Annotated in this window: 11 protein-coding genes; 4 read left to right on the plus strand and 7 right to left on the minus strand. The window is 71.2% G+C overall.

The window, feature by feature from the left end; translation table 11 throughout:
- Positions 1-68 precede the first annotated feature (68 nt).
- The gene (locus tag ACEN9J_RS18885; protein WP_296732789.1) at positions 69-1,181 is read right to left on the minus strand and encodes a citrate synthase/methylcitrate synthase; all 1,113 of its coding nucleotides are present in this window, start codon (positions 1,179-1,181) and stop codon (positions 69-71) included.
- Positions 1,182-1,264: 83 nt separating this feature from the next.
- On the opposite strand from ACEN9J_RS18885, the gene ACEN9J_RS18890 reads away from it, so the two are divergent.
- A complete protein-coding gene (locus ACEN9J_RS18890; RefSeq protein ID WP_413761752.1) occupies positions 1,265-2,431 on the plus strand; it encodes a citrate synthase in 1,167 nt (388 codons plus the stop codon).
- A gap of 9 nt (positions 2,432-2,440) precedes the next feature.
- Here ACEN9J_RS18890 and ACEN9J_RS18895 read toward each other — a convergent pair whose 3' ends face one another.
- The 3 genes from ACEN9J_RS18895 to ACEN9J_RS18905 all read right to left on the minus strand — a co-directional run bounded on the left by ACEN9J_RS18895 (position 2,441) and on the right by ACEN9J_RS18905 (position 5,922).
- Positions 2,441-3,019, minus strand: a complete 579-nt coding sequence (locus tag ACEN9J_RS18895) for a type 1 glutamine amidotransferase domain-containing protein (protein ID WP_413761753.1) — start codon at positions 3,017-3,019, stop codon at positions 2,441-2,443.
- A 127-nt stretch (positions 3,020-3,146) separates the two neighbouring features.
- Entirely contained in the window at positions 3,147-4,613 is a 1,467-nt protein-coding gene (locus ACEN9J_RS18900; protein ID WP_057597704.1) for an NAD-dependent succinate-semialdehyde dehydrogenase, read from the minus strand.
- A gap of 127 nt (positions 4,614-4,740) precedes the next feature.
- Positions 4,741-5,922 carry a M48 family metalloprotease gene (locus ACEN9J_RS18905; protein WP_413761754.1) on the minus strand — a complete coding sequence of 394 codons (1,182 nt, stop codon included), beginning with the start codon at positions 5,920-5,922 and terminating at the stop codon, positions 4,741-4,743.
- Positions 5,923-6,185: 263 nt separating this feature from the next.
- Here ACEN9J_RS18905 and ACEN9J_RS18910 point away from each other — a divergent pair, with 263 nt between their 5' ends.
- Entirely contained in the window at positions 6,186-7,163 is a 978-nt protein-coding gene (locus ACEN9J_RS18910; RefSeq protein WP_057597706.1) for a tripartite tricarboxylate transporter substrate-binding protein, read from the plus strand.
- A gap of 82 nt (positions 7,164-7,245) precedes the next feature.
- Here ACEN9J_RS18910 and ACEN9J_RS18915 read toward each other — a convergent pair whose 3' ends face one another.
- Positions 7,246-9,375: a carboxypeptidase-like regulatory domain-containing protein gene (locus tag ACEN9J_RS18915; protein ID WP_413761755.1), complete on the minus strand. Its 2,130-nt coding sequence runs from the start codon at positions 9,373-9,375 to the stop codon at positions 7,246-7,248.
- Between the two features lie 188 nt (positions 9,376-9,563).
- Between ACEN9J_RS18915 and ACEN9J_RS18920 the strand changes: the two genes are divergently transcribed.
- Positions 9,564-10,544: a response regulator transcription factor gene (locus ACEN9J_RS18920; protein ID WP_057591244.1), complete on the plus strand. Its 981-nt coding sequence runs from the start codon at positions 9,564-9,566 to the stop codon at positions 10,542-10,544.
- Between the two features lie 27 nt (positions 10,545-10,571).
- On the opposite strand, the gene ACEN9J_RS18925 is transcribed toward ACEN9J_RS18920, so the two are convergent.
- The gene (locus ACEN9J_RS18925; protein WP_413761756.1) at positions 10,572-12,701 is read right to left on the minus strand and encodes a PQQ-dependent dehydrogenase, methanol/ethanol family; all 2,130 of its coding nucleotides are present in this window, start codon (positions 12,699-12,701) and stop codon (positions 10,572-10,574) included.
- Positions 12,702-12,834: 133 nt separating this feature from the next.
- Between ACEN9J_RS18925 and ACEN9J_RS18930 the strand changes: the two genes are divergently transcribed.
- Positions 12,835-14,097, plus strand: a complete 1,263-nt coding sequence (locus ACEN9J_RS18930; RefSeq protein WP_057591246.1) for a helix-turn-helix domain-containing protein — start codon at positions 12,835-12,837, stop codon at positions 14,095-14,097.
- A 10-nt stretch (positions 14,098-14,107) separates the two neighbouring features.
- Here the strand turns inward: ACEN9J_RS18930 and ACEN9J_RS18935 are convergent, their stop codons facing one another.
- The gene (locus tag ACEN9J_RS18935) at positions 14,108-14,953 is read right to left on the minus strand and encodes an IclR family transcriptional regulator (RefSeq protein WP_413761757.1); all 846 of its coding nucleotides are present in this window, start codon (positions 14,951-14,953) and stop codon (positions 14,108-14,110) included.
- Positions 14,954-15,008 lie beyond the last annotated feature (55 nt).

A 15,008-nucleotide genomic window follows, 5' to 3' on the forward strand; every position in this document is an offset into this window, starting at 1 on the left:
TCGTGTCGCTGGAAATGGAAGACAGTCGCCACGAGCGTATCGGAGGACGGCGGGACCGCCGTGTAGGCTCAGTGCGCGAGTGCGGGTTCCCGCGCGGCGGGTTCGGGCCCCACGTAGACCGACTGCGGCCGGATCAGCCGCCCCTTCTGCACCTGCTCGCGCGCATGCGCGAGCCAGCCCGCGGTGCGACCGGCCGCGAACACGCAGGTGAAGCTCTCGCGGCCGAAGCCCAGCGCCTCGAGCAACAGCGCCGTGTAGAACTCGACATTGGTCTCGAGTGGCCGGTCGGGTTTCTTCTCACGCAGGATCGCGAGCGCGGCCTGCTCCGCGGCCTCGGCCAGCGCGAAGCGCGCGGCATCGACCCCGCCCTCGGCGCTGAGTCGCTTCAGCGCGCCCTTGAGCGCATCGGCGCGCGGATCGCGCACGCGGTAGATGCGGTGGCCGAAGCCCATCAGGCGCTGGCCCTCGGCCACGGCCGCCTCGAGCCAGGCGCGCGCATGGGCTGCGCTGCCGATGGCGTCGAGCGCATCGAGCACCGGCCCGGGCGCGCCGCCATGCAGCGGCCCCTTGAGCGCGCTGATGCCCGCGAGCACCGCCGAGGCCAGGCCCGCGCCGGTGGAGGCCACCACGCGCGCCGCGAAGGTCGAGGCATTGAGGCCGTGGTCGCAGACGGTGACGAGGTAGGTGTCGAGCGCCGCCGCCTGCGCCGCCGTGGGCGCGCGGCCATGCAGCATGCGCAGCATGTCGGCCGCGTGGCCCAGGCCTTCGTCGGGCGCGAGCGCCGGCACGCCGAGCCGCCAGCGCATCACGGCGCCGGTGTAGACCGCCGGGCCCGCCAGCAGGCGCAGCGCGGTCGCGAGGTCGTCGCCGTCGGGCAACCGCGCGAGCAGCGCGCGCACCGCCTCGATCGGCGGCAGGCGGCGCAGCTGCGCCTCGTCGCCGGGCTGCAGCCGTTCGAAGGCCTCGCGCCGCGCGCGCCCCAGCGCGACGCGCAGGCTGGCGGCATCGGGCGCGCGTTCGAAGAAGCCCTCGAACAGCGCGGCCGCCACGTCCTCGAACTGCCAGCTGCGCGCGATCTCGTCGAGCGTGTGGCCGCGGATCACCAGCCGGCCCGCCGCGCCATCCACCTCCGACAGCACGGTGTGCGCCGCCACCACGCCTTCGAGTCCATCGTCGTTCATCGTTTCATGCTCCATTCGTGTTCACGATGCGGACGATTCTGGCGCCGCTAACATTGACGTCAATCTTGATCCATTCCATCAACATGACCCGCTCCTCGCCCTGGCTTCCCGCCGCCGAAGCGCTCGCCCTGATGCAGGTGCGGCCCCAGACGCTCTATGCCGGCGTGAGCCGCGGCCGCATCCGCGCCAAGCCCGATGCCGCCGACCCGCGGCGCAGCCTCTACCACCGCGACGACGTGCAGCGGCTCGCGGCGCGCGCGCAGGGGCGGCGCAGCAGCGAGGCGGTGGCGAGCGAGGCGATCCAGTGGGGCGAGCCGGTGCTGCCCTCGGCCGTGTCGACCGTGGCCGGCGGGCGGCTCTGGTACCGCGGGCAGGACGCCTGCGCACTGTCGATCGGGGCCACGCTCGAGGACGTGGCGGGCCTGCTGTGGGAGTGCGCGCCGCCGCGCCTGTCTTCGGATGAGGCCGAAGCGCGCGACGGCATGCCGCCGCTGCAGGCGGGCCTGCGCGCGCTCGCGCTGCGCGCGGCGATCGACCCGCCCTCGCGCGGCCGCTCGCCGCAGGCCTTGCGCGCCGAGGCCGCCGAGGTGGTGAGCACGCTGGCCGATGCGCTGATCGGCAAGGTGCCGGCGAGCGCCGCCGCGCAGCCGCTGCACGCGCGCCTCGCCGCGGCGTGGCGCCGGCCGCGCGCGGCACCGCAACTGCGCCGTGCGCTGGTGCTGCTGGCCGATCACGAACTCAATGCCTCGACCTTCGCGGCGCGCGTGACGGCCTCCACCGGCGCCTCGCTCGCGGCCTGCCTGCTGACCGGCCTCGCGACCCTGACCGGCCCGCTGCATGGCGGCGCGGCGCGCGCCGTGCAGGCACTGGTGCGGCAAACCGAGCAGTCGAGCGCCGACGCGGCCGCGCGCGAGTGGCTCGCGCACGACCGGCCGCTCGCGGCTTTCGGCCATCCGCTCTATCCGGCCGGCGATGTGCGCTGCGCCGCGCTGCTCGAGGAGCTCGAACTGCCGCCGGCCTTCGCGGCGCTGCGCGAGGCCGGCGAGCGCCTCGTGGGCGAGCCCGTCAACATCGACTTCGCGCTGGCCGCGCTCGCGGCCGTGCACAAGCTGCCGGCCGATGCGCCGCTGGTTCTGTTCGCGCTCGCGCGCAGCGTGGGCTGGACCGCGCACGTGCTCGAGCAGGCGGCCACGGGCCACCTGATACGGCCGCGGGCGCGCTACACGGGGCCGGCCGTCGCGCAGGACTGAAGCGCGGCCTCAGTGGTGCTGCAGCGCCGCCTCGTGCGCCAGCTCGAACAAGCGCACCATCTCGCGATTGAAGGCCGGCAGGTCGTCGGGCTTGCGGCTGGTCACGAGCTCATGGTCGACCACGACCTCCTGGTCGCTCCAGCGCGCGCCCGCGTTGCGCAGGTCGGCGCGCAGCGAGGGCCACGAGGTCATGCGCCGGTCCTTCACGCCGCCGGCATCGATCAGGGTCCAGGGTCCGTGGCAGATCGCCGCGATCGGCTTGCCGGCCTCGACGAAGGCGCGCACGAACGCGACCGCCTTCTCGTCGATGCGCAGGGCATCGGGATTGACGACGCCGCCGGGCAGCAGCAGCGCATCGAAGTCGCCGGGGTTCGCGGTCTTGAGCGGCACGTCGACCTCGAAGGTGTCGGCCGGATCGTGGTGGTTCCAGCCGCGCACGCTGCCGTCGAGCGGCGAGACGACCTGCGTCCTCGCGCCCGCGGCCTCCAGCGCCTTGCGCGGCTCGGTCATCTCGACCTGCTCGAAGCCGTCCGAGACGAGGATCGCGACCGTCATTCCGTCCAGTGAAGAGGTGGTGATGGTGGGCATGGTGAATCACTCCTTGGGTGAGGTTTCTCGAAGGCAATGAAACTTCACCCTAGGCCCGAGCCATGCACGCCGCATCGGCCGGTGCCGGCCCCCTTTGTCGGACAGTTCGACGGCCGGCAACCTTCGCTTACTTGTCGAGGCCCGCGAGACAGACGTACTTGACCTCGAGGAAGTCGTCGAGCCCGTACTTCGAGCCCTCGCGCCCCAGCCCCGACTGCTTGACGCCGCCGAACGGCGCCTCGGCGGTCGACACCAGGCCGGTGTTGACGCCCACGATGCCCGACTCCAGCGACTCGGCCACGCGCATGATGCGGCCGATGTCGCGGCTGTAGAAGTACGCGGCGAGGCCGAACTCGGTGTCGTTGGCCGCGGCGACGGCCTCCTCCTCGGTGTCGAAGGCGAAGATCGGCGCCAGCGGGCCGAAGGTCTCCTCGCGCGCGAACAGCATGTCGGCGGTGGCGCCGCCGATCACGGTGGGTTCGTAGAACAGGCCGCCGAGCGCATGGCGCTTGCCGCCGGCCAGCACCTGCGCGCCCTTGGCCACGGCGTCGGCCACGTGCTCCTCGATCTTCTCGACCGCCTTGGCATCGATCAGCGGGCCCTGGTTGACGCCGGCCTCGGTGCCGTCGCCGACCTTGAGCGCCTGGACCCTGGCCACCAGCTTCTGCGTGAAGGCCTCGAGCACGCCGCGCTGCACGTAGAGGCGGTTGGCGCAGACGCAGGTCTGGCCGGTGTTGCGGTACTTCGACACCATCGCGCCCTCGACGGCCGCGTCGATGTCGGCATCGTCGAACACGATGAAGGGCGCGTTGCCGCCGAGCTCGAGCGAGAGCTTCTTGATGGTGTCGGCCGACTGCTTCATCAGCGTGCGGCCGACCTCGGTGGAGCCGGTGAAGGTGAGCTTGCGCACGATCGGGCTGCGCGTCATCTCGCCGCCGATCTTGCTGGCCGAGCCGGTGAGCACCGACAGCAGGCCCTTGGGCACGCCCGCGCGCTCGGCCAGTTCGGCGAAGGCCAGCGCCGAGTACGGCGTCTGCGTGGCGGGCTTGACCACCATCGCGCAACCCGCGGCCAGCGCGGGGCCGGCCTTGCGCGTGAGCATGGCGGCCGGGAAGTTCCAGGGCGTGATGGCGGCCGTCACGCCCACGGGCTGCTTGAGCGCGAGGATGCGGCGGTCGGCCTGCGGCGCGGGAATGGTGTCGCCGTAGACGCGGCGCGCCTCCTCGGCGAACCACTCGATGAACGAGGCGGCATAGGCGATCTCGCCGCGGCTCTCGGCCAGCGGCTTGCCCTGCTCGGTGGTCATGATCAACGCGAGGTCGTCGACGTTGGCCAGCATCAGGTCGTTGAGCTTGCGCAGGATCGCCGAGCGCTCCTTGGCGGGCAGCCGGGCCCAGCCCTTCTGGGCCTTCTCGGCGGCCGCGATGGCGCGCTCGGTTTCGGCCGTGCCGCACATCGGCACGGTGCCGATGGTCTCGCCGTTGGCGGGGTTGGTCACCGCGACGGTGGTGCCGTCGTCGGCATCGATCCAGGCGCCGGCAACGTAGGCCTGCTGGCGCAGCAGGGTCGGGTCTTTGAGTCGAAGGGCGGGCATCGGGCAGGGTCTCCGGGTCGTCGTTGCTGAAAGGGAAAACGACGAGGGGACCACGCCCGGGCCCGGGCCGCAAGCCGCGCGCGCCAAATCCGCGCGTGCGGCTCGGGTTTGGCCTGGGTTTGAAGGCCTACTTGCAGCTCGCGGGCAGGGCCTTCTCGGCCAGGCCCTCGCCGGCGCCGCAGGTCCAGCGCAGGCCGTTGCCGGAGGGCGCGGGCTCCATCAGCAGCGTGCCGCGCGCGGTCTGCACCTCGACCACCATGGTGTCGCTGTCGAGCCGCAGCGCGGTGCCGTCGGACAGGGTGTCGCTCAGCCCCGCGGCCTCGAGGCTCTCGGGGATCTCCTCCTTCTCGCGGTAGTACTCGCCGAGCGCGAGGCGCACCGGCGCGCCGTTGGCCCAGGCCTGCGCGACCACCGCGCGCGACTGGTAGTCCTGGTAGGCGGGGAGTGCCACCGCGGCCAGGATGCCGATCACGGCCACCGTCACCAGGATGCCGAGCGCGCCGCCGCCGGCGCGCCCCGCGTAGGGCACGAACAGGCCCAGCAGGTAGGCCGCGGGATTGCGCTCGGGCAGGCGCGCGGCCGGATCGATGGCGCGCGCCACGCGCTTGGTGAGCCAGGGGTAGCCGCCGACCACCTCGTGGAACGAGCCCCAGAAGCCGGCATTGGCGCGCGACTGCGCCGCATAGGCGTTCATGTCGACGTTGCGCCACTGGTGCGCGCCGGCGGCCAGCGCCAGCAGCGCGCGCGGCGCGGAGTCGAGCTGCTCGCAGCAGGCGGCGCCGTGCAGGTCGCAGGTGTATTCCTTGGCGCGCGCATAGGCCGCGCCCAGGAGCGGCAGCCACAGCACCGGCGCGCGCCAGAAATGGCCCGTGAGGTGCTTGCGCCGGATGTGGCCGAGCTCGTGGCCGATGTAGAAGTTGATGCCGTCGGGCTGCGGCTCCATGGCGTCGACCACGTCCGACAGCAGGATCACGAAGTCGCGCCCGAGGAAGCGGGTGGCGAAGGCATTGAACATGCCGTCGCCGTGCAGCAGGTAGGCCTCGGGCGGCGTGGCGATGCCGAGCCTGGCGCAGCAGGCCTCGAAGCGCGCGTTGAGCTCGGGCAGCTGGGTCGGCGAGAGCTTCACGCCGGTGCCCTTGATCCAGGCGATCAGCGCCGAGTGCGCGAAGCAGTAGCCGATGAAGCCCATCAGCAGGTAGAGCAGCAGGATGCCGAAGGTGCCCACCAGCAGGGCCAGCCAGACCAGCAGGCCGAGCACGAGCGTGATCGCGCCGAGCGTGCGCTCGCGCGGATAGACCAGAGGATCCATGTGTGTTTTCCCTTCTTTTGTCGCGGCCCGGCGGGCCGCACCGTCGTTGCGGCATGCGCGCCCCCCATGGCGCGTCTCCCAGGGAAACATCATGCCCGAGCCACGCGGCGCGACGGTGGCGCCCCTCCTTCCGCAGGAGCCGCCGCCCGCCTTGCCATGCGGACTAGGGCTTGTGGGGATTCGTCAGCGCATGGTCAGCCTTTAAGATCGCGCCCGCTTTCAATTTCCCTTCATTCCTTTTTCCTCTTCCGGGGGTCCTCTCCATGAAAAAACTGCTAGCCCTGACGGCGATCGCCGCTGTTGCCATCGGCGCCCACGCCCAGGACTACCCGAGCGGCAAGCCCATCAGCATCGTGGTGCCCTTCGCCGCCGGCGGCCCCACCGACCGCGTCGCGCGCGACCTGGCCGAGGCGCTGCGCAAGCCGCTGGGCGGCGCCAGCGTGGTGATCGACAACGTGCCCGGCGCGGGCAGCTCGATCGGCGCGGCCAAGGTGGCGCGCGCGGCACCAGACGGCTACACGCTGCTGCTCAACCACATCGCGATGTCGACCATCCCGACGCTGGTGCGCAACGTGCCGTTCAAGGTCGAGAGCGACTTCGAGTACCTGGGCATCATCAACGACGTGCCGATGACGCTGATCGCCAAGCCCAGCCTGCCGGCCAACAACTACAAGGAACTGACCGACTGGATCGCCGCCAACAAGGGCAAGATCAACCTCGGCAACGCGGGCGTGGGCTCGGCCTCGCACCTGTGCGGCCTGCTCTACCAGAGCGCGATGAAGACCGAGATGACGCCCGTGCCCTACAAGGGAACGGCTCCGGCCATCACCGACCTGATCGGCGGCCAGATCGACCTGCTGTGCGACCAGACCACGAACACCTCGCCGCAGATCGAGGGCAAGAAGGTCAAGGCCTATGCCGTGACCACGCCCAAGCGCCTGACGGTGCCGCTGCTCAAGGACCTGCCCACGCTGCAGGAGTCGGGTCTGAAGGACTTCCAGGTCACGATCTGGCACGGCCTCTACGCGCCCAAGGGCACGCCGGCACCGGTGCTCAAGAAGATCAACGATGCGCTGAAGGTCGCGCTCAAGGACCCCGACTTCCTGAAGAAGGAAGAAGCGCTGGGCGCCGTGGTCGCGGTCGATGGCCGCATCGAGCCCGATGGCCACAAGAAGTTCGTGCAGGCCGAGATCGCCAAGTGGAGCCCGATCATCAAGGCCGCCGGCGTCTACGCCGACTGAGCGCCGATCGCTTCGCAGAAACAGAAAAGCCGCCTGGCCCTTCGCGGGGCCAGGCGGCTTTTTCATGGCCGCTCGTGCGCCGTCAGGGCTGGGTCACGGTCCAGAGCTCGAAGCTGCGGCGCTGGTCGACCAGGCGCGGCGTGCGCGCGCTGAACACGAAGTTGCTGATCGAGGTGCCCTGCGCGTACTGGCGGTTGCTGCCGGTGCCCGGCGCGCAGTGGGTGTCCTGGGCGCCCGAGGGCTGGCAGTAGGCGATCACCTTGCGCAGGTTGGAGCGCAGCGTCACGTTCTCGCTGTAGCGCACGGTGTTGCCCGGCGCGCGGCCGAAGATGCCCAGCGAGATCGGCGCATAGGCACCGGAGGGAACGCTCCAGCCGTCGGTGTTGCCGGCGGCGCTGAAGTCCACGTTGTTGGACGAGGGGTCGTTGGGATCGATGGCCGGGAACACCAGGCCGCGGCCGGTGTTGCGGGTCTCCTCGAGCAGTTCGGCGCGCAGCGCCGGCGTGAGCTCGACCAGCGCGGCCGCGCGCGCCTCGGCGATCGTCGGCACGCGCGAGAAGGTGCGCGCGTACTGGACCACGTTGGGCCGCTCGGGGTCGACATGGAAGAACTCGAGGCGCCACACGGCCTGGTCGGGCAGCGCGGCGAGCTGTGCGTCGGTGAAGGCCGGTGCGGCGAACAGGTTGCCGCTGTCGATGTCGGACGGACTGCCGACCTGCGTGGCGTCGCGGTACTGCGCCGCCATGCGCCACACGGGCGAAGCCAGCGGCGTGCCGCCCTGCGAGCCGTCGGCCGTGAGCACCAGCGTGGTGATGCTGCCGTTGGGCACCAGCACCAGCGAGCGGCCCGGCAGCGCGGTCGAGGTCGCCACCACCTTCGAGAACAGCGGGTTGCCCTGCGCGTCGCGCCGGTTGTCGACGCTGACGGTGTATCCGACCGAATGGAACACCAGGTTCTGGTGCTTGAGGAAGTCCTTCATGTCCAGGTGCGGCCGCACGCTGGCGCGGTAGGCGTTCTCGTTGCCGACCAGCTTGAGCGCGCCGCCGACGATGCGCGCGTTGAAGACGTCGTTGTCGGTGTTGCCCAGCACGTCGGTCCAGCGGTAGGTGAGCGCGACGTCGCCGTTGGCGTAGAAGTACTCGAAGTTGCCGCGGTCGTGCTTGAGGTTGGTCGGGCCGGCGCGGAACAGGCTCTCGAAGGAACGGCGCGCGCCGCTCTCGACGCGGCCGATGCGCGCGCCGAACGAGACGAAGTTGGCCGGGTCGTCGCCCACGAACAGCGTGCGGCAGGCCGGAGCGACCACGTTCGACGCGTCGCCGTAGGCATTGCCGTCGCCGTTGACGGTGCTGTTCACGCGCTGCGCGAGCGGCAGCGCATAGCAGGCGTTGAGGCGTTCGAGCAGCGCCTGCACCATCTGCGGCGTGGGCGGCTGCTGCACGGCCTCGGCGGCGATCGCGGGCAAGGGTTCGATCCGCGCATCGCCGCTGCGGAACACCAGCGACACCGGCGCGCTGTCCTCGCCGGCCGGCAGCGACTTGACGGTGATCTCGATGCTCGCGGCGCTGCCGTCGGGGCGCACCGAGACGCTCAGGGTGTCGAGCACGCGGTCCTGGCCGGTGCCGTCGGCGCTTATGGCGCCGCCGATCGGATCGATGGTGGTGCCCAGCGCGCTCAGCAGCGGCTGCAGCGCATCGAGCAGCTGCTTGACCTGCGCGCCGATCGTGCCGGCCGTGACCGTGCCGGCGTTGGCCTGCACCGCCTCGAGCAGCTTCGCGGGATCGCCGCCGGGCGCGAGCCGCGACACCACCACGGTGGTCAGCGGCGTGACGTTGGCGGTGCCGGTGGCGCTGCTCGCGGTGGTGCTGTAGAGCACGAGGTCGTCGCGCACCGCCTGGATCACCAGCGGCGCCTTGGTGCCAGCGGGCAGCGTGCAGCTGTAGCGGCCGTCGTCTCCGGTGCGGACCTCGCAGACCTTGGCGCCGGTCTGGTCGAACACGGTGAGCGCGGCGCCCGCGAAGGGCGCGCCGGTGGCGGCCGTGCCGCTGAGCGTGGTGGTGGATGCGGCCGGCGGCGTGGTGCCGCCGCCGGAAGAGGAGGGCGGGATGAAGCCGACGCCGCCGCCGCCGCCCCCACCACCGCCGCCGCAGGCGGCGAGCAGCGCGAGGGTCATCGCGGACAGGGCCAGGGGGATTCTTCGCACGGGCAGGGACATGGTCGAGCTCCTCTCTCTCTTGGTGTTGTCGGGGTTGGGATGGATCGGCTCCGGTGAATCCGGAGACTGCGGAAACGATATCTTTCGTTTTCGCTCGGCGAATGGTGCAAATGCACCATTCACACATCCCGCGCCCTCCCCTGAACGGGTGATGCGTGAGCGGCGCCAGCTTCCGAAGATCGAACCCGATGAGTACTCCCGGGCTACAAGATTTCAGCGGGCTCCTGCTGCGGCTGTACCGACACGCGCACGAACTGCCGATCGACGACTTCCAGGACGCGGCGCTGCAGCTGATCAAGCCGGTGCTGCCCTTCGACTCCTGCATGTGGGGCACGGCCTCGCGCGGCACGGCCGGCATCGACATCCACACGCTGCACCTGCACAACCAGTCGATGGAGATGATCGAGAGCTACGAGCGCGTGAAGCACCTCGACACCGCGGCCGCCGAGGTCGCGCGCCGCCCGCGCACCACGCTGGCCTTCAACGCCGACGCCTGGTTCTCGGGCCGGCACCAGGGCGCGCTGCGCGAGCACGGCCGGCGCCACGAGCAGGCCAACTTCTTCATCACCTCGGACGTGAATGCCGCGAGCGGGCTGGTGCACTGGATCACGCTGTTCCGCGCCGACGCCGAGGCCCATGGCACGCCCGAGGAGACGCAGCTGCTGTCGGCGCTGGCGCCGCATGCGATGCAGGCGCTGTCGCTCAACCGCATCGTGCACCTCGACCGGCTCGAGGCCCCGCTGGGCGGCACGCCCGGCGGCTCGGCCATCGGCGACCTGCACGGCGTGCTCTACCACGCCGACAGCGCCTTCGAGGAACTGCTGCGCCGCGAATGGCCGGGCTGGCACGGCCGCACGCTGCCCGGCGCGATGCTCGAGGCCTTCCTGCAGGGGCAGCCGCGCTATGCGGGCCGCGCCCTCGTCGCGAGCCACCACGTCGAGCAGCGGCTGCTGTTCCTCAAGTGCCGCGCGCGCTGCCGCGCCGACGACCTGACGCCGCGCGAGCACACCATCGCGCAGCTGGTGGCGCGCGGCAACACGCACAAGGAGATCGCGGCCATGCTGCACCGCGCGCCGGCCACGGTGCGCAACCACATCCAGTCGATCTACGAGAAGCTCGAGGTCGGGAACGTGGCCGGCTTGATCCAGGAACTGGGCCGCGCCGGCTGAACGGCGCGCCCATTCGCGGCCCTCGCGCTACTTGGGCCGGATCGCGTCGGCCGTGCCCTGGATGAAGGCCTTGATGCTCTCGATGTCGTCGGCCGACAGCTTGCCCGTGAAGTCGGGCATGCCGCGCGCCATCGCCGGGCCCTTGAGCACGAACTTGTCGAGGTTCTCGATGTAGGCGGAATCGAGGTAGCCGAGGTTCGGGATGTTGCCGCCGCGGTCCACGCCGGGCACGCCGTGGCAGAAGACGCAGTTGCTGACGTAGAGCATGGTGCCGGCCTGGACCTTGGCGGGGTCGTACTTCACGCCCTGCACCAGCTTGCTCATGCGGTACTGCACGAAGTCCGGCATCTTCGCCGTGCCGCCGACCGCGAAGGTGTAGACGGTGCCCGGGCCCTGGCGCTCGGTGGCGCGCTGCGCGAGGCCGTAGACGCCGCCCCAGCCCACGGCCACCGACACGTACTGCTTGCCGTCGACCATGTAGGTGGCGGGCGCGGCGACCACGCCGGTGCCGGTGGGGGTCTCCCAGAGCTTGTCGCCGTTGCGCGCGTCGTAGGCCACGAGCCGGCCGTCGGCCGTGCCCTGGAACACCAGGTTGCCCGCGGTGGTGAGCGTGCCGCCGTTCCACGGCGACGCATAGTCCACGCCCCAGGCCTCCTTCTGCTTCACCGGATCCCAGGCCACGAGGCGGCCGAAGGGCTTGCTCGTGGGCGGCTCGACGTTGGCGAACTTGCCGGTATTCCAGCCCAGCGCGGCATGCGGGCGGCCCGGTGCGTTCTGGTCGAACTTCCAGTCCTTGTCGTCCATCAGGTTCAGCGGCACGTGCTGCGCGGGCAGGTAGGCCAGGCCGGTCTGCGGATTGAAGGACATCGGGTGCCAGTTGTGCGCGCCGAAGGGGCCGGGGATGCTGTCGCCGGGCTTCTCGTTCTGGCGCGCGGCGGCGATCTCGATCGGCCGGCCGTTCTTGTCGTAGCCCGTGGCCCAGTTCACTTCGACGAAGTTCTTCGCCGAGATGAACTTGCCGTTGGTGCGGTCGATGACGAAGAAGAAGCCGTTCTTCGGCGCATGCAGCACCACCTTGCGCTGCTTGCCGTCGACCTTGATGTTGGCCAGGATCATCGGCTGCGTGGAGGTGTAGTCCCAGTTGTCGCCGGGCGTCTCCTGGTAGTGCCAGACGTACTTGCCGGTGTCGGGGTTGAGCGCGACCACCGAGCCCAGGTAGAGGTTGTCGCCGCCCTTGGGGCTGCGTGCCTTGTGGGCCCAGGGCGAGCCGTTGCCGGTGCCGATGTACATCAGGTTGAGCTCGGGATCGAAGGCCATCGAGTCCCACACGGTGCCGCCGCCGCCGGCCTCCCAGTACTTGCCGTCGGGGTCCCAGGTCCTGGCGGCGCGCGCCATGGCCTCGTCCTCGAAGGGCTTGGCCGGGTCGCCGGGCACGGTGAACCAGCGCCACTTCTGTTCGCCCGTGGCCGCGTCGTAGGCCGTGATGTAGCCGCGCACGCCGTACTCGGCGCCGCCGTTGCCGATGATCACCTTGCCCTTGAAGACGCGCGGCGCGCCGGTGATGGTGTAGCTGCCCTTCTGGCCCTCGATGGTGTTCTTCTCCCAGAGCTTGCGGCCGGTGGCGGCATCGAGCGCGATCAGGCGCCCATCGAACGCGCCCACGTAGACCTTGCCCTGGTACAACGCAACGCCTCGGTTCACCACGTCGCAGCAGCCCTTGAAGCCTTTGGACCTATCGACCTCGGGATCGAAGGTCCACAGCTTCTGGCCGGTGCGCGTGTCGATCGCATGCACCACGCTCCACGAGGCCGTGACGTACATGATGCCGTCGACCACCAGCGGCGTGGCCTCGACGCCGCGCGTGGACTCGAGGTTGTACGACCAGACCAGGCCGAGCTGCTTCACGTTGCCGGCGTTCACCTGGTCGAGCTTGCTGAAGCGGGTCTCGGCGTAGTCCAGGCCGATGCTGGGCCAGTCGGGCGTCTGCTTCTGCGCCGCGTTGGCGCGGATGAAGCCGCCGTCGACGCGCCGGGCGGCCGCCGCGGCACGGTCTTGGGCGGAGGGCCCGCTGCCCTGCGCCGAGGCGATCGATGCGAGCGCGAACAGCCATGCGGCGGCCAGCGCCGCCAGCGCGGAGGAATTCCTTCTTCGGGTCATCGTGGGTCTCCTTGTGCCCAGAGAATCGTCCGGGCGGCGCGCGCGTTCACCTTCGGGATTTCCCCGATCCGGTGCTGTTCCATTGCGGAACACATTCGATGCTGGTCCCGGTACCCCACGGAGGCGATGGCACATGACCCTCGACAGGCTGGGCACGGCGAACGCGCCGCGCCAACTCTTCGCCACCACGCCGGCACAGCGCGTGGCACTCGCGCGGCAGCAGTTCTTCGAGGAAGGCGTGCGGCCCTCGGGCCTCGTCGGCGAAGCGGTGCTGCAGTCGTGGATGCGCTGCTGCCGCACCCACAGCGACCGCCAGCGCATCGTGCCCTTCGATCCCGTCACGCCGAGCCGGCTGCATGCCACGCTGGCGCGCAACCGCGAGCTGCTCGAGGTGGCGCGCCAGGAACTCGCGACCATGGAGCATTCGCTCGCGGGCACCGACTGCCGCGTGATCCTCACCGACCGCGACGGCGTGGTGGTGCACGTCACGCACGAGTCCGCGCCCGCGCACCAGCCGGTGCTGCGCAAGACCGCGCGCGTGGGCGTGAACATCTCCGAGCGCGTGGTGGGCACCACCGCGCCGGGCATCGTCGCGAGCACCGGGCTGGCCTGCACGGTCGACGGCGCCGAGCACTACTTCGACGTGCTGCGCGAGATGCAGTGCGCCGCGGCACCGATCCGCGGCATCGACGGCCGGCTCGCGGGCGTGCTCGACCTCACGGTGGAGGCGCAGCGCTTCGGCTTCGACGCCGCCTCGATGGTGGCGCTCTATGCGACCACGATCGAGAACCGCCTCTTGCAGGCGCAGTCGCGCGAGCAGCTGATCCTGCGCTTCCAGGCCAGCCCCACGCTGCTGGGCACGCCGCTCGAGGGCCTCGCGGGCATCGCGTCGGACGGCACCATCGCCTGGCTCAACGGCGCGGGGGCGCGGCTCATCGGCCACCTGCCCGAGCAGCCCGATGCGCGCGGCGTCGAATGCCTGCTGGGCCACGACCTCGCGAGCCTGCTGCGGCTGGGCCGGCGCGAGTCGGCGCAGCCGCTGCGGCTGGCCAGCGGGCTCGGCGTGTGGGTGCAGGCGCGGCTGCAAGGGGCCGATGGCGTCGACTTCGGACACGCGGTGGCGCTGGCGCAGCGCGTCGAGGCACCGGCGCCGGCACAGGAGCCGCCGCAGCAGATGCAGCAGGAGGACACGCCGGAGCAGCAGTCCGCCGATGCGCCGGCCGCGCCGCAGGCCGGCACGCTGCGCGAGCACAGCCGCAAGCTGATCGAGGAGACGCTGGCCGCGCACGGCGGCAACGTGTCGCAGGCGGCGCGGCAATTGCGCGTGTCGCGCGGCACGCTGTACCGGCGGCTGCGCGGCTGGGAACAGGGGAGCGACGAGCCCGGCGACGCCTAGCTCGTTCTCCTCACTCGCCCTCGCGGCCCGAGCCCGCCTCCACCGGCTGCGATTCGAGCAGCACGCAGATCGCGCGCACCTGCTGCTCGATGATCTTCGCCACCTCGGCGCGGCGCGCCGGCCCCATGCGGCTGGAGATCGCGGCCACGCTCACGGCCGCGATCGGGTTGTCGGGCGGAAAGGCGACGCCGATGGCGGCCGCGCCCGGCGTGGCCGCGCTGTCGAGGAAGGAATGGCCCTGCGCGCGCGTCTGCGCGATGGCCTCGCGCAGGAAGCCCGGCGCGAAGGCGGCGCCGAACTTCGCATAGCGCGCCTCGTTGGCGGCCACGATCAGTTCGGCTTCGGCCTCCGGCAGCGCGCTGAGGATCGCAAGGCCGCCCGCGCCCACGCCCATGGGCCGGCGGATGCCGACGTCGAGCGTCAGCGCCTTGATCGGATAGGCACCGAGCGCGCGGCTGGTGCAGATCGATTCGGGGCCGCGCCGCTCGCTCAGGTAGACCGTGTCCTGCGTGAGTTCGGCGACGGCGCGCAGCGCCGGCTCGCACAGCTCGCTCAGGTGGTAGCGCGGCTGGGCCAGCATGCCGAGCTCGTGCAGCAGCGGACCCAGGTGGTACTTGCGCGTGAGCAGGTCGCGCACCAGCAGGCCCTCGACCTCGAGCCGCTGCAGCATGCGAAAGCAGGTCGACATCGGCAGGCCGCTGAGGCTCACGACATCGGCGATGCGCATGCCGCGCCGCCCGCGCGAGGCCACCACGCGCAGCATGCCCACCACGCGCTCGATGCTCTGCGTGCCCGAGCGCGCGGCGGCGGCCGGCGGCGGGGCGGTCTTGGCGGTGGTGCGGCGTTTAGTTTCCACGATGCGGCAGTAATTCGGGTTGCTCCCCAATGGGGAAGAATTTCCCTCGACTGTA

The organism is Variovorax sp. Varisp41, assembly GCF_047325085.1.
Taxonomy (GTDB): domain Bacteria; phylum Pseudomonadota; class Gammaproteobacteria; order Burkholderiales; family Burkholderiaceae_C; genus Variovorax.